Source organism: Streptomyces sp. NPDC002671, assembly GCF_053592475.1.
The window spans coordinates 138869-159442 of sequence record NZ_JBSFVU010000015.1; the positions used below are offsets into that span (position 1 = coordinate 138869).

Sequence of the window (20574 nt, forward strand, 5' to 3'; positions counted from 1 at the left end):
CGAACGACGCCCTCCCCTACGCGCCCGGCCGGCCGGGCCGGAGTGCCCAACCCCACTCCCGGCGCGTCCCGCCACGCTCAGACCGCCACGAGCAACGGCTCCCACCAGGATCGGTGACCGCGGTACCAGTCCACCGTCGCGGCCAGCTCCTGCTCGAAGTCGGCCCGCGGCCGGTATCCGAGTTCCGTGGTGATCTTGCTGTCGTCCACCGCGTAACGACGGTCGTGGCCCTTGCGGTCCATGACGTGCGTGATCCGTTCGGGGCCCGCGCCGCACCGAGTGAGCAGGCGGTGCGCGAGTTCGAGATTGGTCAGCGAGGTGCCGCCACCGATGTTGTACGTCTCCCCCGGCCTCCCCGCCGTGCGCACCAGCTCGACCGCCCTGACGTGGTCGTCCACGTGCAGCCAGTCGCGCACCTGCCTTCCGTCGCCGTACACCGGCAGATTCCCGCCGGTCAGCAGAGTGGCCACGAAGCACGGAATGACTTTCTCCGGATGCTGGAAGGGGCCGAAGTTGTTGGAACAGCGGGTCACCCGGACGTCCAGGCCGTGGGTGCGGTGATGGGCGAGCGCCATGAGGTCGGCCGCGGCCTTGGAGGCGGCGTACGGCGAGCTGGGCCGCAGTTGGTCCTCCTCGCGGGCCGCGCCCTCGGCGATCGAGCCGTAGACCTCGTCGGTGGATATCTGGACGAACGTCCGCACACCGTGCCGTTGCGCCGCGTCCAGCAGGGTCTGGGTGCCCAGGACATTGGTGCGGGTGAACCCGGAGCCGTCCTCGATGGAGCGGTCCACGTGCGACTCCGCCGCGAAGTGGACGATCTCGTCGTGCCCGGCCACCAACCGGCGTACCGTCCGTACGTCGGACACGTCACCCTGCACGAAAGCCAGGCCGGGACGAGCGCGCACCGGGTCGAGGCGGGCGAGGCTGCCCGCGTAGGTGAGCTTGTCCAGCACGGTGACCGCGACACCGGGCGGCCCCGACGGGCCGAGCAGCGCCCGGACGTAGGCGGAACCGATGAAGCCGGCTCCGCCGGTGACGAGTATGCGAGAAGTCATGAGGTGAGCTGCACCTTGCTGTGGTCGCCGATGACGAGACGATGGGCGTGGGGAGGACGGGGTGCCGTGGCGACGACCGCTTCGCGGCCGATGAGCGACCCCTCGATCCGGGAAGCGCCCTCCACGCACGCGCCCCGCAGGAGCACGGAGAACTCGATCGCGCTGTCCTCGACCCGGCAGTCCTCGGCGATGGCGGTGTACGGGCCGACGCTGGAGTTGCTGATGACCGCGCCCGCTCCGACCACGACGGGACCAACGATCCGCGACCCTTTGACCACCGCGCCCTCGGCGATACGGACCCTGCCCACCAGGACGCTGTGCGGATCGACCTTGCCGTCGACACGCCCCTCCATGCGGTCCAGCACGTGCCGGTTGACCTCCAGCAGGTCGTCGACACTGCCGGTGTCGCGCCACGGCCCCGTGGTCGTCTCCGCCCGCACGCCGAGACCGCGGTCGATCATCCACTGCAGGGCATGGGTGATCTCCAGCTCGCCCCGGGCGGAGGGTTGTATCGCACGCACGGCCTCGTGCACAGCAGGAGTGAAGGCGTAGACACCGACCAGGGCGAGGTCGCTGCGGGGCCGCTCCGGTTTCTCCTCCAGCCGCCGCACCCGGCCCTCGTCGTCGACCTCCGCGACGCCGAAGGCGGTGGGGTCGGGCACCGGGGCGAGCAGCAGGCGGGCGGTGTCCCGGCGGGCCGCGGCGCGCCGGACGAAGCCGGTCACGCCGTCCTCGAGGTAGTTGTCCCCGAGGTACAGCAGGAAGTCGTCGTCCGCCAGGAAGTCCCGCGCGATCAGCACCGCGTGTGCGAGGCCGAGCGGTCGGTGCTGACGAAGGTAGGTGACGCGCAGCCCGAAGGCGGACCCGTCTCCCACGGCGCGCCGGATGTCGTCGGCGTGGGTGCCGACGACCATTCCCACGTCCTCGATGCCGGCGTCGGCGATCGCCTGCAAGGCGTAGTGCACCACGGGCCTGTTGGCGATGGGGAGGAGTTGTTTGGCGCGTGTGTGGGTGAACGGCCGCAGCCTGCTGCCGGTGCCGCCCGCCAGGACCAGGGCTTTCACGTCGGCCACCGGTGTCGCGGAGGGGGCTGGGTCTGTGGTCTCACGGATCTCTCCTCGAACGAAAGTCGCGGTGTCACCGGTTGAGCTGATCTTGACTCAAGCAGAGAGCGAGCGCCCTCCGCAAGACTGATCTGAAACTTTCAGCAACTTCTTGCAGCCACTGGGCGATTGATGTTTCACTCGCCTCGGCATCGCCCAACGGCGCTGCGCTGCAAGGGAGTTCGCACGGACGTCGGGAGCAGCAGTGACAGGTCGGCACCAGCTGGAACGACTGGAGCAGGAGGCTGGACATCTGGCACCGGGCGCCTCGGAGGAGGCGGCCGTCGGACGCCGGGTGTTCGCCGAGGGCCGCGGCGCGGTCCTCACGGATCTCGACGGCAACCAGTACCTCGACTTCGCCGCGGGCACCCTGACCCAGTCCCTGGGCCACGGGCACCCCGAGGTCGTGGAGGCGTTGACCGCGCAGGCCCGGCGCCTGTGGAACGTGCACGACTCGGCGACTCCCGACCGTGCCGCGCTGCTGGAACTGCTGGCCCGGCTGCTGCCCGAACAGCTCGACACCTACGCCCTGTTCTCCACCGGAGCGGAGGTCGTCGAGGCCGCCCTGCGTGTGGTGCAGGCGACCGCGGCGCCGGGCCGCAACCGGATCGGCGCCCTGCGCGGAGGCTTCCACGGCAAGACGATGGGCGCCCGGATGCTCGTGCACTGGGACATCGGCCACCAGTCCTTCGCCGGCAACTCGGCCCTGGGGTATTCGGCCTACTGCTACCGCTGCCCCCTGGAGCTCACCCACCCTTCGTGCGGGCTGCGCTGCGCCTCCCTCGTGCGCAGGCACATCGCCGGCAAGCCGAACATCTCGGCGCTGGTCTTCGAACCCGTCCTGGGCGCCGCCGGCGTGGTCGTGCCGCCCCCCGGCTACTGGGAGCAGATCGCCGACGCATGCCGGTCCAACGGAGTGCTGCTCGTCGCCGACGAGGTGCTGACCGGGGGCGGACGGACCGGAACGTTCCTCGCGAGCGAGCAGTTCGGCATCGAACCCGACCTGGTCACCCTGTCGAAGGGCATGGCCAGCGGGTTTCCCTTCGCCGTCCTGGCGGGACGGGCGGACCTGCTGCACCATCCGGCGGCCTCCGGGGCCGGCGCGTACGCGTCGACGTACGCGGGCAACCCGCTCGGAATCGCGGCGGCCAGGGCCACCCTGGAGGTCGTCGAACGTGACCGCCTGCTGGAACGCGTGCGCGTGCTCGGGGAACTGCTGCACGAGCGGCTGTCACCGCTCCCGGCCCGCTTCGAGAACCTCGGTGAGGTGCGCGGTCTGGGGCTGCTGTACGGGCTGGAGTTCGTCACGGACCGGCAGAGCCGGACACCGGCGCCGCACATCGCGCGGGCTGTGTACGCCACCGCCCTCGACCTGGGACTCAGAGTGGCCCTCGGTGGCCACATCCTGCGTCTGGCACCGCCGTTCACCATCGACGAGCCGCTGCTCGACGAGGGCGTCGGGCTCCTGGAGCAGGCACTGGAGCAGGTGCTGTCGTGATCGTCGCGGAGAACCTCGTCAAGGAGTTCAGGATCGCCGAGCGCAAGCCGGGGCTCGTCGGCAGCCTCGCCACCCTCTTCACCCGTGAGCACCGGATCGTCCGTGCGGTCGACGGCGTGTCCTTCACGATCCCGGCCGGCACCAAGACGGCGTACATCGGCGCCAACGGGGCGGGGAAGTCCACCACGATCAAGATGCTCACCGGCATCATGACGCCGACCGGCGGACGCTGTCTGGTCCGGGGCATCGAGCCCTACCGGCACCGGCAGGCCAACGCCCGTGGCATCGGCGTCGTCTTCGGCCAGCGCAGCCAGCTGTGGTGGGACCTGTCCGTGCCGGACTCCTTCCGCATCCTGCGGCGCATCTACGACATCCCCGACGCGGTGTACCGGCGCAATCTCGCCCTGTACCGGGAGCTGCTGGACATCGACGCCCTCGGCACCACACCCGTGCGTCAGCTGAGTCTGGGACAGCGGATGCGGGCGGAGATCGCGGCGAGCCTGCTGCACGATCCGGCGGTCGTCTTCTGGGACGAGCCGACCATCGGTCTCGACATGGTGCTGAAGGACGCGGTACGGCACCTGGTCAACCACGTCCACCAGGAGCTGGGGACGACCGTCGTCCTCACCAGCCACGACATCACGGACATCGCCGCGATCTGCGACAGCGCCCTGGTCGTGGACCGGGGACGCGTGGTGCACCAGGGCAGCATCCGGGACCTGCTGCGCACCGCCGACCGGCGCTGCGTCCTGTTCGAGCACCGGGGTGGGCCGCCGCCCGAGCGCGCCTGCGCGGAGATCGAGCAGGGGCTGCCCGGGGTGAACGTCACGTCCGCCGAGGACGCCCGGATCAGGGTCGACTATCCGGTGGACCGGTTCAGCTCCCGGCAGGTGCTCGCCTTCCTGCTCGAACGCTTCGACCTGACGGACTGCTACGCGCCGGAACCCGACCTGGAGGACGTCCTGCGGCGGATCTACGGCAGCGGGCATCACGAGCCGGTCCCGGCCGAGGTCCCGGGCCGGCGCCGGGAGGGGGCACAATGACCGGCTTCTCGGCGGAGAAGGAGAGCGGCGCAGCCATCCTGCCGTCCACGCGCGTCCGGCGCTACCTGCCCTTCGCCACCGGCGGACTGCAGTCCCTGCTGCAGTACCGCTCGACGTTCGTGACGACCGGGATCACGGCCGCGGCCGGCGCCGCGGTCACCGTCTTCCTGTGGCGGGCCGTGTACGCGGGCGCCGCTCCCGGCGAAGGCCCCGGCGGCTTCACCACCGAGGGCATCACCACGTACCTGCTGATGGCCCAGGTGCTGCAGATCCTGCACGCCAACCGGGTGGACGACGAGGTCGCGGCCGAGGTCTACCGCGGTGACGTCGCCGTCATGCTGGTCCGGCCAGTCAGCTATCCGGTGGTGCGGTTCTTCGCCTGCCTGCCGGTCGTCGCGGCCAACACCGTCCTGGTCGGCGTACCCGTCCTGGGACTGTTCGCCCTGATCGTGCCGCTCACCGTGCCGCGGCCCGTGGACGTCCTGCTCTTCCTGGTGTCGACCGCACTGTCCGTCCTTCTCGCCTTCCTCGTGAACCTGCTCACCGGGATGACGGGGTTCGTCACCACCAACACCTGGGGGGTACGGATGGTGAAGCAGAGCGTGGTCGCCTTCTTCGCCGGGCAGCTGGTACCCCTCGCGCTGATGCCCGGGCCGCTCGCGGCCCTGGCATCAGCGCTGCCCTTCCGTGGCATGGTCGACGGACCTCTCGTCCTGCTCCTCGGCCGCTACGACGGGGTGGCCGGCGCGGCCCGCGTGCTGGCCCGGCAGATCGGCTGGGTGGCCGGTCTCACGCTGCTGAGCGCCGCGTTGTGGCGGGCCTCGCTGAGGCGTCTGGAGGTGCTCGGCGGATGACCCGCACGATATGGCGCCGGCTGCGGCTGGCCTTCTTCCTCGGCGGGGTCGGGTTGCACCGGCTGAGCGCGTACCGCATGGACTTCGCTCTCGGGGCGGGGGCCTTCCTGGTGCGGGTGGGTCTGCAGACGGCGGTGGTGGGCCTGGTCTTCCGCCAGGTTCCCGCGGTGGGCGGCTGGACGTATCACGAGGTGCTGTTCCTGCTGGGCTTCTCCCTGCTGCCGCGCGGGCTGGACCATCTGTTCACCGACCAGCTGTGGGAGCTGGGGCGCAAACTGGTCCAGCGCGGCGAGTTCTACCGCTATCTGATCCGCCCCGTGAGCCCGCTGTTCTCCTTGCTCTCGGAGCGCTTCTTCCACCCCGACGGACTCGGCGAACTGGCCGTCGGCACAGTGCTGGTGAGCTGGTCAGGCAGTGAACTCGACCTGCAGCTCACCCCGTTGCAGTGGGCCGTGGCCCCCTTGCTGGTGCTCTGCGGCGCCCTGATCCACACCTCGGTGAAGCTGCTGTTCGCCTCGCTGTCCTTCTGGACCGTCACCAGCCTGCCGTCGATGTACGCGGCGAACCAGGTGTCGGAGTTCGCCTCCTATCCGCTGGACATCTACCACCCTTCGCTGCGCGCCCTGCTGACCTGGGTGCTGCCCTTCGCCTTCACCTCCTACGTGCCGTGCGTCTACCTGCTGACCGGCGCGACGGGGCTGGTGGTCTGGCTGCCGCTGGTGACGGCCGGTGCCCTCGCCCTCGCCCTGGCCGTATGGCGGCGCGGCGTCAACGCCTTCGAAATGACCGGGAGTTGACCACCCTCGTGATCCACGACGAACAACTCGAACCCCTGCTGCGCACTGCGTCCTGGATGCCCCGCGATCTGCGCGCCGCGCACCGCTACGAAGCGGTCGACCACGTCGAGCTGGACAGCGACGAGCTGCTGCTGGTCGTGGCGGCCGTCGGCGGCCCCGCCTCGGGCGAGCGGATCGTCGTCCCCGTGCGCAAAAAGCCGTCGGGTGCCGTGACACAGGCCGGCGGCGACGGGCCCTTCGGACTCGCGGCCGTGCGCCGTGTGCTCGCCGGCGCACGGCTGCGCACCGCGCGCGGCGGGCACGTGGACTTCCGCCGCGCGCCCTCGGCACCGGCCGGCGAGGTTCGGTGGCTGCCCTTCGACCAGGGCTGGTCCTCCAACGCGCTGTCCCTGGTGGAGACGGGCGGCTTGCCGTACATCCACAAGACGTACCGGCGGCTGGACGAAGCGATCCACGAGCCCGAAGTGCTGCGGCTCATGAACGGCGCCGGACACACGCCCGAATGGGCCGGGGACTACACGTACACGGACCCCGTCCGCGGGACCCGGCACCCCTTGGGTGTCCTCTACCGGCATGCGCCGGGGCCCGGCATCGACGCGCCGCTGCGCGAGAACCTGCGTTCGTTGTGGCCGCGGCTCGCGGACGGCACCGCGCCGGGCGAGCTCGTACGCTCCCATCTGCGTCCGCTGGAGGGGAGGCTGCGCGCGGCCGGACGATTCCTGAACACCTTCCACCGGGATCTGTCGGCACGCCTGGGCGGCCCCGCCACCGGCTACCCCGTGACCGACGCCCTGACCCGGGCCTCGGCACGGCTGGACGAGCTGGCCCGGGCGGAATCTCCCCTCCCGCACGCCGCCCGGCACGCGGCCTTCGACGCGCTCGAGTCCGAACTGAGTTCACTGAAGGCCGGGTTCGCGGGTCGGGCAACGGCTCCGGGCGCCGGTCCCTGTCACGGCGACCTGCACCTGTCCCATCTGCTGTGCGCGGAGGGAGCGGGCGGCACCTGGCGGATGAGCGTCATCGACCTGTCCACGCCCGCCCTCTCCTCCGACGGCCCCGGCTACGCAGCCCAGTCGCCCCTGCAGGACCTCGTCGCCGTCCAGCGCGCGCTGGAGTACTTCGCGGCCGACGAGGCGGCCTTCGAGAGCGCCCGCCGTCTCGGCATCGATTCGACGGAGACGATGAACGGCTCCCTGGACGGCGCGCCCGGTCTGCCGCCCGCGGGACGGGCCGTGCTGGAGAACGTCTTCCGCACCGCCGACGCCTGGCGCGAGCGTGTCCTGCACCTGCTGCTCGGGCCCGCCTCCGACAGCCCGCTGCGGCGGCTGCTGTACCTGCGCCGGCTCCTGCACGAACTCGGCTACAACCACGACCACGCCCGCCCCTACCACGCCGCGATCGACCTGCGCCACGCGCTCACGCTGGCCTCCCCCGCCCCGACGACCCCCGCGAGGACATGACCGCCGTGAACGCGCCCCGGATGCACATCATCGAGACGTACTTCGAGTGCTGCGGCTTCGACCACACCTTCCTGCAGGGCGGCACGTCCGTGTACCTGTGGAACCTCTCGAGGACCTTCGCCGCCCGCGGCCACCGGGTGTCCATCGTCACGCCCGCACACGGCAGGCTCGACGACCTGCGGCAGCGGTACGAGGTGGAGGACCTGCCCTACGAGGACGTCTACGCTCTGCCGGTGGTCCTCGACCCCCGGGTCTGGCAGGGCTTCCCGGCGCAGGTGGACCTGGCGCTGCGCACCACCGCGCACCGCATCCGTCTGGAGGGTGTGGACCTGTACTTCCTCGCCAACGAGTACCTGAACAGGCTGCCGGACACCTTCTATCCTCCCTACTCCGCCAAGGGCCGGGACCTGGTGTTCTTCAAGCCGCTGGTCTTCCAGGCGGACAGTGTGCGGTTCCTGCGCGGCTGGTTCGGCGGTGAGAAGGCCGTCGTCCACGCGCACGAGCCGTACTACCACTACCTGCTGCCGGCCGCCCTGCGCGAGGACCCGGCCAAGCTGGTGGTCAGCAACGTGCAGAGCAACATGCCGATCACCAAGAAGGTGTACGCGCCCGAAGTGGAGCGGCTCTTCGAGCTGCTCGACGTGGACGTCAAGCTCCCCGTCCCGGAGCCCGAGCCCGACGTGCCCGCGGCGGTCGTCCAGTACCAGCAGCTCACACACCTGCACTACACCTACCCGCCCGGCCATGTGGCGATCTACGAGCTGACCGCCGAGCACGCCGACCTGATCGACTTCCTGTCGCCCGGTCAGCTGGACTTCTACGCGGGCTTCAACGACACCTCGTTCGAGCCGCTCTTCAGGCAGCTGCCGATCGCCGACGTGGTGCGTCGCAACGCCCACAAGATGTTCGTCGGCGGCTGCGCCATCTCCGACCAGTGGCTGGCCTGGGATCCCGCCGAGGTGGACCGGGCGGAGGTGCTCGGCGGCCTCGGCCTCGACCCCGCTCTGCCGACGTTCTTCCACAACGCCCGTTACGCCGTCCACCACAAGGGCCAGGTCGAGCTGATGCGGGCCGTGGACCGGGTGCTGAGCGAGGGCCTGGAGGCCAACTTCGTCATCCGCTGCATCTCCGGGAACGGCATCGACGACCCGTTCTTCCACGAGGTCGCCGCCCGCCACCCGGGCCGGCTGCACTTCGAGTGGGAGCGCGTCGAGGAGGCGCGCGTCTTCGCCTGCGCGGCGGCGTCCGACTTCGCCCTGTTCCCCTCCAAGTTCGAGATGGACACCTTCCTGATCGCCCAGGGCGAGGCCATGGCGGTGGGCGCGGTGCCGATCGCCACGGACCAGCGCGGTATGGAGCACTTCCGGCACGCCGACGGCCCGGACACGGCCACGGGTTTCGCCGTGAACCGCTCCTTCGCGGAGGACGACGAACTGCTCACCGCCGCGCTTGCGGACCGCATCCGGCAGGCGGCGGCCCTGTGGTCGGACGAACCCGCCCGCTACCGGGAGCTGTCCGAGCGCGCCGCGGCCGTCGCCCGGGTCTTCACCTGGGACCACTGCGCCGACCTGCACCTGGCGGCGTTCTCCCGCCTGTGGGAGGGCCGGCCCGCCGCCCTGTCCACCGAACTGGCGTTGCGGCAGGGGTGGTTCGGCCTGCTCACCGACGACCAGGTCACCCCGGCTGCCGCGATCGAGCACGGTGACATCGAGGCCTACGAGCGCCGCGCCCCGCTCGACGCGGAGGCGGCCCTGCGGATGTTCCGTGCCGCGTGGCAGCGGGCCGACTTCGCCGCCTGCGAGCGGGTCCTCGGCCGGCTCCCCGGGGCGGTGCCCGCGGCGGAGGCCGCCCGGCTGCGCGAACGCTCCCGGGTGCTGGCCGACGGACGTCTGGAGTACCGGCTGCCGCACGCCGAAAGGGTGGAAGTCGTCGAGGCGCGGCGGGGCTCGGCCCGGGCCCTGCCGAACGTGCGCACCCTGGAGCGCACCGGGCCGGGCGTGTTCACGGGCGAGGCTCCGGACGCCGGCGGCCGGCTGCTGCTCACCCTGTCCTCAGGTCGGGTGACCTGGGACGAGGTGCGTCATGGCTGATCTGCGGACCGTGAGGGCGGTGCTGCTCGCGGGCGGTGAGGGTCGCCGGATGGGCCCGCTGGGCACGGGGCGGCTCAAACCGCTGGTCCCGTACGGCGGCAGCTGCCGGCTCATCGACTTCAGCCTGGCCAACGCCCGCGCCTCGGGCCTGCCGGAGGTGCTGCTGCTGTCGCAGTACGAGGAGCGGCTGCTGATGGACGACCTGCACCGGGTGTGGAACACCGGGCCGGGCTTCCGGGTGCATTTCGGGCCGTACGACGCCGCCTATCGCGGCCGTGGGCTGCCTGCGCGGCTCCCGCGGCGCACCTGGCCGCTGGAGCGCGGAACCGCCGACGCCCTGATCCGCAAGGGCGAGTACATCTTCACCGAGGGCGTCGAGGACGTCCTCGTCCTGCACGCCGACCACGTCTACCGGTACGACTACGGCCCGCTGGTCGAGGCGCACCGGGCCTCGGGCGCGGCGCTGACCGTCGCCTACCAGCGCATCGAGAGACGCTGGGTGCACCTGTTCGGCATGGTCCGCTTCGACGGCGGCGGCCGGCTCACCGAGTTCGTCGAGAAACCCGAGAACCCCACCTCCGACCTGGTCTTCGCAGCGTTCTGCGTCTTCGACGCCGCCGTACTGCGCCGGTACCTGTCCGACCTGGACGGCACCGACTGGCAGCACGACATCAGCCGTGACGTGATCCCCGCGATGCTCGCGGCCGGGGAGCACATCCGCGGCCACGAGGTGCACGGCCACTGGGAGGACATCGGCACGGTCGAGCGTTACCACCGCGCGCATCTGGCCCTCGCCTCGGGGCCGCGGGCGCCCCTGCCCGTCGGGCGGATGCCCCGGACGCTGCGGCCGGGGGTCGGGCGGCGCTGGGTCGCCGACGCCGCCGGGGTGCGCGCGTCGGTGATCCCGTCGGACCTCGTCAACGCCGGGCTCGTGGAGGACAGCGTGCTCTTCCCCGGGGTCCGGGTGGGCGCGGGCGCCCGGGTGCGGCGCAGCGTGGTGCTGCCCGGCGCGGTGATACCGCCCGAGGCCGACATCGACGGGGCGGTCGTCCTGGAGGACGGACACATTCAGCACATTGCCGAAGGAGTGAGCGCATGACCCTGCCCGAGCACCACATCGACGAACAGCTTCCGAGCGACTACGACGTCCTGGTCGTCGGCGGGGTCGGCGTGGACACCATCGTGCGCGTGGACGAGTTGCGCGTGCCGCCGGGCGACTCGGTCTTCGTTGAGCCACTGCGGGACTATGTCGGGCACACCGGCAACGGCGTGGCACTCGGCTGGCATGCGCTCGGCCTGCGAACCAAGTTCATCGACTTCCTCGGCGAGGACCCGCAGGGCCGTATGGTGCTGGAGCACTACGCCCGCCACGGCCTCGACTTCAGCCACCTCGTCTCGCCGCACGGCACTCCCCGTTCGGCGAACCTGGTGGATCCGCAGGGCCGCCGCTTCTCCTTCTACGACGGCCGGCACCCCGCCGACCTCAGGCTGCCCCGCGACTTCTACCTGCCCTTCCTCCAGCGGTCCGCCCATGTCCACCTGTCGATCATCGGCCACAACCAGGACATGTACGAGGACATCCACCGTCTCGGCGTGACCAGTTCCACCGACCTGCACGACTGGGACGGGCACAACCCGCACCACCGCCACTACGCCCTCAACTCCGACCACGTCTTCCTCAGCGCGGCGGCGATCCACGACCGGCTGGACACCGTCATGCGGGCCGTCGTCGACGAGGGCCGGGCCCGGTTCGTGGTCGCCACCGACGGCGCCGACGGCTGCTACCTGCTGGAGCGCGGCGACGACACGATCCGCCACTTCCCCGCCGTACGGCCCGAGCGGCCGGTCGTGGACAGCAACGGTGCCGGTGACGCGTTCGTCACCGCCTTCCTGCACGCCTTCTTCGAGGGCCACGCGCTGCCTGAGTGCGTGCTGGCCGGGTCGGTGGCCGGCGCGTTCGTGTGCGGCAGCGTCGGCACCCACACCGAGTTCATCGACCTGCCGGGGCTGCGGGCGGCCAGTGCGCGCGCCGCGGCGAGCCGGTGAGGCGCCGGCGCATGCACATCATCCACTTCGCCTTCGAGTGCGGCGGGTTCGACCACCGCCTGATGCGCGGCGGGCTCTCACCACTGGTGTGGAACCTCTCGCGCGAGTACGCCGCCCGCGGTCACCGCGTGTCGCTGGTCACTCCGACGCACGGGCTCCTCGGCACGCTGCGGCGCGACCACTCGATCGAGGAACTCCCCTACGTCCACGAGCACAGTGTCCCGCTCGTACTGGACCCCAAGGTATGGCCGGAGCACCCGTCCGAGACCAGCCTGGAGCTGACCACCCGGGCGCACCGGCTGCGGCTCGACGGCGTGGACGTCTACTTCCTCTCCGACGCCTTCCTGGACCTGCTGCCCGACCGGCTGTATCCGCCGCCCGGCACCGAGGGCAGGGACCTGGCGTTCTTCAAGCCGCTGGTGTTCCAGGTCGCGGGAGCGCACTTCATCCAGCGGTACCTGGGGGGCGAGGAGGCGGTGGTCCACGGCTTCGAGCCGTACTACCACTACCTCCTGCCGCCCCTGTTCGCCGGCGACCCGTCCCTGCGGACCGTGAGCACCGTCGCGGCCAACGCGCCCGTCACGCAGAAGGTGTACCGCCCGCAGGTGGAACGGCTGCTCGACATGTTCGGAGTGCGCGCGGACCTGGACGCCCTGGAGGAACCGCCGCCCGCCGAGGACAGCCCGGAGGCAATCATGGCGCGGGCCCTGGCCGGCACCCGGATGCATGTCGAGTACGGCCCGGACCATGTCGCCTTCCTGCCGCTCGTCCTGGCGCACGCCGATCTGGTCGACTTCGTCTCGCCCGGCCAGCGGGACTACTACAGCACCTTCCGCGACACCCCGTTCGAGAGCCTGTTCCACACCCTGCCGGTGTCCCGCATGCTGCGCGAACAGGCGCACAGACTGCTCATGGGAGGCTGCGGGATATCCGACAGCTGGCTGGCGCGCGATCCGGCGGCCGTGGACCGCGAGGCGGTCCTTCGTTCCCTGGGTCTCGATCCCTCCCTCCCGGTCTTCTATCACGCCGCCCGCTACGCGGTGCACCACAAGGGGCAGTTGGAACTGGTCCGCGCCGTCGAGGAGGTCCTGGCGAGCGGCACCGAGGCGGCCTTCGTCCTGCGCTTCGCCACCAGCGGGGGCGGCGGGCAAGGGGCATCCGTCGGCAACGCGTACTTCCAGAGCGTCGCCGACCGCCACCCCGGCCGGATCCACCTGGACTGGCGTCTGGCCGACGAGGACACCTTGTTCGAGCAGGCCGCGTGTGCCGACTTCTGCGTCTTCCCGTCGAAGTTCGAGCTCGACGGGTTCCTCATCGCCCAGGCCGAGGCGATGGCGTGCGGCGCGGTGCCCATCGCGACCGCGCAGAGCGTCACGGCGCACTTCGGGCACGCCCTGCCCCCGGACGATCCGCGGGCCACCGGGTTGTCGTTGCCCGGCTCGTTCCGCGACGACGACCCGGACCTCACGCGTGCGCTCACCGAGCGCATACGCCAGGCCGCGGCCCTGCGGCGCGCGGCCCCCGACGACTACGCCCGGCTGTCGGCCAACTCCCGTTCCCTCGCCCGTGAGTTCACCTGGGCGCGAAGCGCGGACCGGCGCCTGGCGGCCTTCACGGACGTCCTGCGCGACCGGCCCAGAGCCTTCCCCGCCGAGGACGCGATCCGGTACGGCTGGTTCGACGCCCTGCCCTCCGCCGCCTGGGTCCGGCACCGGGAGCTCATCGCACGGTCCGCCGCGGCCCTGGGTGACGTGACGGCGTACGGGCGGTGCGCACCACTCGACGAGGGTGCCTACGAGCGTCTCTTCGCAGCCGCCTACGCGCGGGCGGACTTCGCCCGCTGCGCCGGCACCGCGCGCGCGGCCGGGCGCGAGGACTGGGCGGCACGGGTGCACGGGCGCTGCGCGGTGCGTCAGGATCCGTCGGGCCGCTGGCACATCGCGTACCGGCACCCGGAAGCACGGCACGTGGAGGTGGCGGTCCCCGGTACCGGTGGCTCCCCGTCCGATCTGGAGTCCCGCGCTGAGGCCATCGCCTCGGACGAGGCCGTGCCCGCGGGCAGCGGAATCGTCCTGGCGCCCCTCGCACGGGCGGGCGAGGACGTCTTCCGGGGCGTCCTGGACGGTCCGCCGGTCGCAGACCGTCTGCTCGTCATGCTGACCCTGGCCTCGGGACGCGTCACCTGGGACACCGTCCCGGTCGAGGCCCCGGCCGTCCGGCCGCCGTTCCGGCTGATGGCGACCGACCTCGACGGCACTCTGCTGCGCAGCGACCAGACCGTCTCCGACCGCACGCTGCGCGCCCTCGCCAGGGCGGCCGAGGCGGGCGCCCACCATCTCGTGGTCACCGGAAGGCCCGCCACCGCCTGCAAACAGTACCTGACCGCCCTCGGCTACCGCGGGCTCGCCGTGTGCGGCCAGGGTGCCCAGCTCTACGACGCCGGCGCCGACCGGCTGCTCACCTCGGCCTCGCTCGACCGGGGCCTCGCACGCCGGGTGGTCGAACGCGTCGAGGCCGCGCTGGGGCCCGTGGAACTCGGCGTCGTGACGGCACCGCCGGAGAGCCGTTTCAAGGTCACTCCCCGGTTCGGTGAACGCGTCCGGCACGGCTGGGACGTCACGACCGACCGCCGACTGCTGTGGACGGACCCCATAGACAAGCTGGTGCTGCATCACACCAGCGTGCCGGAGGACGAAGTCGCGTCGGTGGCACGGCAGTTGTGTGGGGACGAGGTCACCGTCGTGCACTCGGTGCAGGGGATGGTGGAGGTCCTGCCGGCGGGCACCACCAAGGCGGCCGGTGTGGAGCGGGCGGCACGGCTCCTCGGGTTCGACGCGGCCGAGACCATCGCCTTCGGCGACATGCCCAACGACATCCCGCTGCTGGCCTGGGCCGGGCACGGCGTGGCCGTGGGCAACGCCCATCCGGCGCTGCGGGCGATGGCCGACGAGATCGCGCCCGGAAACGACGAGGACGGGGTCGCAGTCGTCCTGGAACGCCTCTTCGGCACCTCGGAGCCGGCCTCATGACCGCCGTCCTGCAGGAACTGGCCCGCGTCCACGGGATATCCACCGCCTACACCACCGACCGGGGGCACCGGGTGACGGTGGCCGGGGACACGCTCGTGGCCGTGCTCGCAGCGTGCGGCGTGGACGCGGCCACCGACGCGGCGGCCCGCGCCGCGCTGGCGGCCCACCGCGAGCGTACGGCGGCCCGGCTGCTGCCCGAGTGCGTCGTCGTACGCGCAGGTGCCGTGCCCCGGCTCGGGCTGCCCGGCAACGCCGCGGCGGAAGTGGAACTCGAAGGAGGCGACGAGGCTGCCCTGTCCGGTGCCCTCCCGGTCGGCCGGCACACCCTGCACATCAGCGCGCCGGGGCACCAGGAGTCCGCGCCGCTGCTCGTCGTACCGGAACGGCTGCCCGTGCCGGACGGGCGGCACTGGGGGTTCCTGGTCCAGCTGTACTCGATGCTCTCGCGGCGGTCCTGGGGCATGGGCGACCTCGGTGACCTGGCGGAGCTGGCGTCCTGGTCGGGGCGTGCCCTAGGGGCGGACTTCGTGCAGCTCGGGCCGCTGCACGCCGTGGAGCCCGGTCCGCTGCCGGATCCGTCGCCGTACCGGCCGAGTTCCCGCCGGTACCCCGACCCCCTGCACCTCAGGGTGGAGGAGATCCCGGAGTACGCGTACCTCGCGGGTGAGGCGCGGCGTACCGCCGACCGGTGCGTCGCGCGGGCACGGGCCCTGAACGAGGGCGTGCTGCGCGGCGAGGCGCTCATCGACCGGGAGAGGGTGCGCTTCCTCAAGCACGAGGCGCTGCGCGCGGTGCACCAGGTGCCGCTCTCGCCCGGACGAGCCGCCGCCTTCGCGGAGTTCACCGCGCGCGAGAGCGAGGACCTGACCGACTTCGCCACCTGGTGCGCGCTGGCCGGCGTGCACGGCGGGGCCTGGCGCTCGTGGCCGGCCGGGCTGCGCGACCCGCGCTCCCCGGCCGTGGCCCGCGCCCGACAGGAGCTTGCCGCCGAGGTGGACTTCCACCGCTGGCTCGCCTGGGTGACCGAGGAGCAGCTCGCCGCCGCTCAGGCGGCGGCCACCGAGGCCGGAATGGGGATCGGCCTGATCCACGATCTGGCGGTCGGGGTCGCCCCGGAGGGCGCCGACACCTGGGCGCTGCAGGACTGCCTGGCCACCGGGATGAGCGTCGGCGCGCCGCCGGACGACTTCAACCCGCTGGGCCAGGACTGGGGTCAGCCGCCGTGGCGCCCCGACGGACTCGCCGCGTCCGGCTACCGGCCGCTGGCCGGTCTGCTGCGGTCCGGGCTGCGGCACGCGGGCGCCCTGCGCATCGACCATGTGATGGGCCTGTTCCGCCTGTGGTGGGTGCCCGAGGGGCGGCGCCCGTCCGAGGGCACCTATGTCCGCTACGACGCCGAGGCGATGCTGGGCGTGCTCATGCTGGAGGCGCACCGGGCCGGCGCGGCCGTCATCGGCGAGGATCTCGGCACCGTCGAGGCCGGCGTACGCAAGGCGCTCGACGAGCGCGGCATACTCGGCACGTCCGTGCAGCGCTTCGAGTACCTCGGGGGTTCGGAGGGCCGGCTGGGCCCGCTGCCTCCCGAGCAATGGCGGCACAACTGCCTGGCCACGCTCACCACCCACGACCTGCCGACGACCGCCGCCTGGCTCAGCGGCGAGCACGTCGAACTCCGCGCGCGGCTGGACCTGCTCACCCGCCCGGAGGCGGAGGAGAAGGCCGAGGCCGCCGCCGAACGCGACGGCTGGCTGGCCGAACTGGAGCGGCTCGGGCTGCTGCCCGACCCGGACGGCGAGGTCGTCGCGCTGCACCGGTTCCTGTGCCGCACCCCGGCACGTCTGCTCGGTGTCTGGCTGCCGGACGCGACCGGCGACCGCAGACCCCAGAACCTTCCCGGCACATCCACGGTGCACCCCAACTGGCGGCTGCCTGTGAGCGATGGCCAGGGCCGTCCCGTACCGCTGGAGGACCTGTCCGGCCGGCCCCTGGTGGCCGCTCTGTCCCGGGTGTTCGCGGACCTTCGGCGTCAACGTGAGAACAGTTGAGGAGAGAAATGTCAGGCCAGGTTCTTGATCGGGTCGGCCATCCGCCGGCGGGGGTCCGCGAGGACCCCGGCGGCTTCGACCTGAGAGCCCCGGACGGCACCCGCTACCGGGTCGACGTCACCGCCGGGGCGCTCGACCCGCACAACGCCCTGCTCGCCGGCCACCTGGAGGGCCGCCGGGTCGTGGCCTTCGTCAGCCCGACCGTCGACCGGCTCTACGGTGACCGGCTGCGCGCCTACCTGGACGCCCACTGCAGGCACGGCCAGTGGACCCTGCACGTCATACCGACCGGCGAACACCACAAGACGCTCGCCGCGACAGAGAACGTCTGCGCCCTCGCCAAGGCGGACGGACTGGACCGGCACGGTGTGATGCTCGCCGTCGGCGGCGGCATCCTCGCCGACGTCGTCGGTTTCGCCGCGTCCATCTATGCCCGGGGCATCCGCTACATCAAGGTCAACACCACCCTCGTGGGCCAGGTGGATGTCGGCGTGGGCGTCAAGACGGGCGTCAACGCCCTGCAGACGAAGAACATGTTCGGCGCCTACCACCCGGCCCACGCCTCCCTGAACGACCCCGCCTTCCTCGCGACGCTCCCGCACCGGGAGATCCGCTGCGGCCTCGCCGAGATCGTGAAGATGGCCGTGATCCTGGACGAGGACCTGTTCCAGACGCTGGAACGGCACCCGGACGCGTTCCGGCGCTCTGTCGGCGCCGACGGCCGCACGGACCACTCCCACGGGGATCTGGAGACCTACGTCCTGCGCACGTCGATGCGTCTGATGATGGAGGAGCTCTGCCCCAACCTCCAGGAACACGACCTGGCCAGGCTCGTCGACTTCGGCCACACCTTCAGCCCGGTCGTCGAGACGGCCGGCGGACACCGCCTGGAGCACGGCGAGGCGGTCGCCGTGGACATGGCGCTCTCCGCACACCTGGCGCGCCTGCTCTCACTGGCGGACGACGAGACTTGCGACCGCATCGTCCGGCTGCTGCGGCGGATCGGGCTGCCGGTGTTCGATCCCGGCACCTGCACACCGGAGCTGATGACCCAGGCCCTGCGCGCCTCCTGGCAGCGCCGGGGCCGCAAGCTGCACCTCGTCGTCCCGACGGGCATCGGCAAGGCGGCCTTCGTCGAGGAGCTGGAGGACGTGCCCGGGGACGTCCTGACGGCCGCGTTGGATGCGCTGGCGGCGGACGGGGAGCGGCACGATGCCTGAGCCCGTGGTCAACCTGCGGGACCTGCTGGCAGGCAAGGAGCGGGACCACGGCGGTCTCGGCACGATCCTCGCCCACCGTGTCTTCGCACGCCGGCCGGGCTCCCCGGGCGCGGACTTCATCGACCTGGCCGTCCTGCCGCCGGGCACCTCGATCGGCCGGCACCGGCACGGCGCCGACCGCGAGACCTACGTCGTGCTGGACGGCGGCGGCCTGATGTACCGCGACGGCGAGGAGTTCCGGGTGGGCCCCGGCGATGTCGTCGTCAACCCCGCCTACGGGGAGCACGGCCTGCTCAACGACGGTGAGCGGGACCTCAGGCTGCTCGTCTTCGAGGAGGAACTGGGTGAGCGACGTACCGGCTGACGACGTGTTCACCGTGCTCGACGTCGGCGGCACCACGCTGCGGGTGGGCACCTACGACCCCACGACGGGCGCCGTCTCCCGGGTGCGCCGGGTGCCGGTCGACGGCATGCACCGCGATCCCGGCGCACCGGTGCCGGTGCTCCAGCGGCGCGTGGTCTCGCAGATCGTGCGCGAGGTCGCCGCGCACACCGGCGGACGTCCGCCGCGGGCGCTGGGCGTGGCCTTCGCGGGACCCATCACGGCCGCCGGGCTGGTGCTCGCCGCCCCCACCGTCTGGGGGCGGCGCGGAGACCCGTTGCCGCTCGGGGAGCTGCTGACGGAGCGGACCGGCGCACCGGCCGTGGTGGTGAACGACCTGACGGCGGCGGCCTGGCGGTACGCCGCCACCGAACCCGGGGACTTCTGCCTGCTGACCGTCAGCTCCGGCATCGGCAACAAGGTGTTCCGCGGCGGCGAGGTCCTCGTCGACGCCGACGGCCACGGCGGCGAGCTGGGGCACTGGGTGTGCGACCTCTCCCCCGACGCGCCGCTGTGCGACTGCGGGGGGCGAGGCCACCTGGGCGCCATCGCCTCCGGGCGGGGCGTGCTGGCCGCGGCACGCCGGGCCGCTCGCGCCGACGGGATGTCCTTCCGCGGCTCCCGGCTCGCCGCACTGTGCCACGGCCGCGCGGAGCACATCGACAACCGGGCCGTCGCCGAGGCGGTACGCGCGGGCGATCCCTTCGCCACAAAGGTGCTGCGCGGCACCCTCACTCCGCTCGCCCAGGCGATCATGGGAGTTTTCACGTCGATCGGGGTGTGCCGCTACATCCTGATGGGCGGCTTCGCCCTGGCGGTCGGCGAACCGTACCGGCGCCTGCTGGTGGCCGAGTTGGTGCGGCTGGGCTGTTTCGGCCTCGATCCCGGGCAGATCGACCGGATGGTGTCGCTCGGGATCGCCGACGACGACCACGGGCTGATCGGTGCCGGCCGGCTGCTGGCGGACCGGACGTTGGTGTCCTCCTCCCAGGGGGCGCCATGACCGGTGACAGCACCCTCGTGGTGGGCAGCGGCCTGGTCGGCACCGGGATCGCCCGGCGTCTGGCATCGGCGGGTGAGGCCGTGACACTCGTCTCGCGCCGTCCGCCCGTCCTGCCGACCGAGAGGTACGGAGCCCGCTGGGGTGCCCTGGACGCCACCGATGCCCAGGCCTGCCGGGGACTGCTCGACCGCCTGCGTCCCGGGCGGATCGTCCTGGTGCACGGCCCGTCCGACGTCACCTGGTGCGAGGACCACCCGGACGAGGCAAGGACCGCGCACGTCGCCGTGGCGGACACCTTCGCCGGCCTGGCACCGGACACCCGGATCGTCATGATCTCCACCGACAACGTCTTCGGCGGTGAGACGGCCCACAACACCGAGAGCACACCCGTGTCCCCGGCGAACGCCTACGGTCGGGCCAAGCTGAAGGCCGAGGAGGCGCTGCTCGCCAAGGCCCCCCGGGCCGTGGCCCTGCGCGTCAGTCTGGTGTACGGCCACGAGCCGGCCGACGCGGGCAAGTGGCTGAACTTCTTCGCCGCCTGCGCCCACCGGCTGCAACGGGGAGAGCGGATCGAGGCCCCTGACGACCACTGGACGACGCCGGTGCTCCTGGACGACGTGGCGGAGGTGACAGCGGCCCTCCTGTACGCAGGGCACCCGCTGCCCCCGGTACTGCACCTGGGCGGCCCCGACCGCGTCACACGCGCCGAGTGGGCCACCGTCATCGCCGGGGTACTGGGAGCGCCCGCGGGCCTGGTGACACCGGTGCCCCGGGCCCGTACGCGCTACGCCTCCCGCCCGGTGAACGCCTGTCTCACCAGCGAGCTGCTGGCGACTCTGCCCACCACCGAGAGGATCCCCGTCCGGGGCGTGCGTGAGGGAGCGCGCCTGCTGGCGCCGGCGTTCGCCGGGACCTACGTCGTCTGAATCCGCACCTGCACGAGGAGCCC

General features: G+C 72.1%; 16 protein-coding genes. 14 read left to right on the plus strand and 2 right to left on the minus strand.

What is annotated here, in order from left to right; genetic code table 11:
* Positions 1-77 precede the first annotated feature (77 nt).
* Both rfbB and ACWD35_RS23905 read right to left on the minus strand, forming a co-directional pair.
* Positions 78-1055 (minus strand): dTDP-glucose 4,6-dehydratase, encoded by a 978-nt coding sequence (gene rfbB / locus ACWD35_RS23900; protein WP_451353308.1) that lies wholly within the window; start codon positions 1053-1055, stop codon positions 78-80.
* Positions 1052-2119, minus strand: a complete 1068-nt coding sequence (locus ACWD35_RS23905; protein WP_451353375.1) for a glucose-1-phosphate thymidylyltransferase — start codon at positions 2117-2119, stop codon at positions 1052-1054. The genes rfbB and ACWD35_RS23905 overlap by 4 nt, the downstream gene beginning before the upstream one ends.
* A 244-nt stretch (positions 2120-2363) precedes the next feature.
* Between ACWD35_RS23905 and ACWD35_RS23910 the strand changes: the two genes are divergently transcribed.
* From ACWD35_RS23910 to ACWD35_RS23975, 14 genes are read left to right on the plus strand one after another with little or no spacing between them, the layout of a single operon-like run.
* Positions 2364-3656, plus strand: a complete 1293-nt coding sequence (locus ACWD35_RS23910; RefSeq protein ID WP_451353309.1) for an aspartate aminotransferase family protein — start codon at positions 2364-2366, stop codon at positions 3654-3656.
* On the plus strand, positions 3653-4699 hold the full coding sequence (locus ACWD35_RS23915; RefSeq protein ID WP_451353310.1) for an ABC transporter ATP-binding protein: 1047 nt from the start codon (positions 3653-3655) through the stop codon (positions 4697-4699). The genes ACWD35_RS23910 and ACWD35_RS23915 overlap by 4 nt, the downstream gene beginning before the upstream one ends.
* Positions 4696-5553: an ABC transporter permease gene (locus ACWD35_RS23920; RefSeq protein ID WP_451353311.1), complete on the plus strand. Its 858-nt coding sequence runs from the start codon at positions 4696-4698 to the stop codon at positions 5551-5553. Before ACWD35_RS23915 ends, ACWD35_RS23920 begins: the two co-directional genes overlap by 4 nt.
* The gene (locus tag ACWD35_RS23925) at positions 5550-6350 is read left to right on the plus strand and encodes an ABC transporter permease (RefSeq protein WP_451353312.1); all 801 of its coding nucleotides are present in this window, start codon (positions 5550-5552) and stop codon (positions 6348-6350) included. The genes ACWD35_RS23920 and ACWD35_RS23925 overlap by 4 nt, the downstream gene beginning before the upstream one ends.
* Positions 6347-7810 carry a hypothetical protein gene (locus ACWD35_RS23930; protein WP_451353313.1) on the plus strand — a complete coding sequence of 488 codons (1464 nt, stop codon included), beginning with the start codon at positions 6347-6349 and terminating at the stop codon, positions 7808-7810. Before ACWD35_RS23925 ends, ACWD35_RS23930 begins: the two co-directional genes overlap by 4 nt.
* Positions 7807-9900 carry a glycogen/starch synthase gene (locus ACWD35_RS23935; protein ID WP_451353314.1) on the plus strand — a complete coding sequence of 698 codons (2094 nt, stop codon included), beginning with the start codon at positions 7807-7809 and terminating at the stop codon, positions 9898-9900. The genes ACWD35_RS23930 and ACWD35_RS23935 overlap by 4 nt, the downstream gene beginning before the upstream one ends.
* Positions 9893-10999, plus strand: a complete 1107-nt coding sequence (locus ACWD35_RS23940; RefSeq protein ID WP_451353315.1) for a sugar phosphate nucleotidyltransferase — start codon at positions 9893-9895, stop codon at positions 10997-10999. The genes ACWD35_RS23935 and ACWD35_RS23940 overlap by 8 nt, the downstream gene beginning before the upstream one ends.
* Positions 10996-11946 carry a carbohydrate kinase family protein gene (locus tag ACWD35_RS23945; RefSeq protein WP_451353316.1) on the plus strand — a complete coding sequence of 317 codons (951 nt, stop codon included), beginning with the start codon at positions 10996-10998 and terminating at the stop codon, positions 11944-11946. The genes ACWD35_RS23940 and ACWD35_RS23945 overlap by 4 nt, the downstream gene beginning before the upstream one ends.
* Before the next feature lie 11 nt (positions 11947-11957).
* Positions 11958-14975: a Cof-type HAD-IIB family hydrolase gene (locus ACWD35_RS23950; RefSeq protein WP_451353317.1), complete on the plus strand. Its 3018-nt coding sequence runs from the start codon at positions 11958-11960 to the stop codon at positions 14973-14975.
* Entirely contained in the window at positions 14972-17020 is a 2049-nt protein-coding gene (gene malQ / locus ACWD35_RS23955; RefSeq protein ID WP_451353318.1) for a 4-alpha-glucanotransferase, read from the plus strand. Before ACWD35_RS23950 ends, malQ begins: the two co-directional genes overlap by 4 nt.
* An 8-nt stretch (positions 17021-17028) precedes the next feature.
* Complete coding sequence (locus ACWD35_RS23960; RefSeq protein ID WP_451353319.1) at positions 17029-18240, plus strand: sedoheptulose 7-phosphate cyclase; 1212 nt, start codon at positions 17029-17031, stop codon at positions 18238-18240.
* Positions 18233-18604 carry a cupin domain-containing protein gene (locus ACWD35_RS23965; protein ID WP_451353320.1) on the plus strand — a complete coding sequence of 124 codons (372 nt, stop codon included), beginning with the start codon at positions 18233-18235 and terminating at the stop codon, positions 18602-18604. Before ACWD35_RS23960 ends, ACWD35_RS23965 begins: the two co-directional genes overlap by 8 nt.
* Positions 18585-19625 carry an ROK family protein gene (locus ACWD35_RS23970; protein ID WP_451353321.1) on the plus strand — a complete coding sequence of 347 codons (1041 nt, stop codon included), beginning with the start codon at positions 18585-18587 and terminating at the stop codon, positions 19623-19625. The genes ACWD35_RS23965 and ACWD35_RS23970 overlap by 20 nt, the downstream gene beginning before the upstream one ends.
* The gene (locus tag ACWD35_RS23975; protein ID WP_451353322.1) at positions 19622-20551 is read left to right on the plus strand and encodes an SDR family oxidoreductase; all 930 of its coding nucleotides are present in this window, start codon (positions 19622-19624) and stop codon (positions 20549-20551) included. Before ACWD35_RS23970 ends, ACWD35_RS23975 begins: the two co-directional genes overlap by 4 nt.
* Positions 20552-20574: the final 23 nt, after the last annotated feature.

Excerpts from the sequence above, each read along its gene's own strand:
- ACWD35_RS23925 (WP_451353312.1), top strand. The coding sequence starts at position 5,550 with ATGACCCGCACGATATGGCGCCGGCTGCGGCTGGCCTTCTTCCTCGGC.
- rfbB (WP_451353308.1), bottom strand. The coding sequence starts at position 1,055 with ATGACTTCTCGCATACTCGTCACCGGCGGAGCCGGCTTCATCGGTTCC.
- malQ (WP_451353318.1), top strand. The coding sequence starts at position 14,972 with ATGACCGCCGTCCTGCAGGAACTGGCCCGCGTCCACGGGATATCCACC.
- ACWD35_RS23945 (WP_451353316.1), top strand. The coding sequence starts at position 10,996 with ATGACCCTGCCCGAGCACCACATCGACGAACAGCTTCCGAGCGACTAC.
- ACWD35_RS23920 (WP_451353311.1), top strand. The coding sequence starts at position 4,696 with ATGACCGGCTTCTCGGCGGAGAAGGAGAGCGGCGCAGCCATCCTGCCG.
- ACWD35_RS23960 (WP_451353319.1), top strand. The coding sequence starts at position 17,029 with ATGTCAGGCCAGGTTCTTGATCGGGTCGGCCATCCGCCGGCGGGGGTC.
- ACWD35_RS23935 (WP_451353314.1), top strand. The coding sequence starts at position 7,807 with ATGACCGCCGTGAACGCGCCCCGGATGCACATCATCGAGACGTACTTC.
- ACWD35_RS23950 (WP_451353317.1), top strand. The coding sequence starts at position 11,958 with ATGCACATCATCCACTTCGCCTTCGAGTGCGGCGGGTTCGACCACCGC.
- ACWD35_RS23965 (WP_451353320.1), top strand. The coding sequence starts at position 18,233 with ATGCCTGAGCCCGTGGTCAACCTGCGGGACCTGCTGGCAGGCAAGGAG.
- ACWD35_RS23940 (WP_451353315.1), top strand. The coding sequence starts at position 9,893 with ATGGCTGATCTGCGGACCGTGAGGGCGGTGCTGCTCGCGGGCGGTGAG.
- ACWD35_RS23975 (WP_451353322.1), top strand. The coding sequence starts at position 19,622 with ATGACCGGTGACAGCACCCTCGTGGTGGGCAGCGGCCTGGTCGGCACC.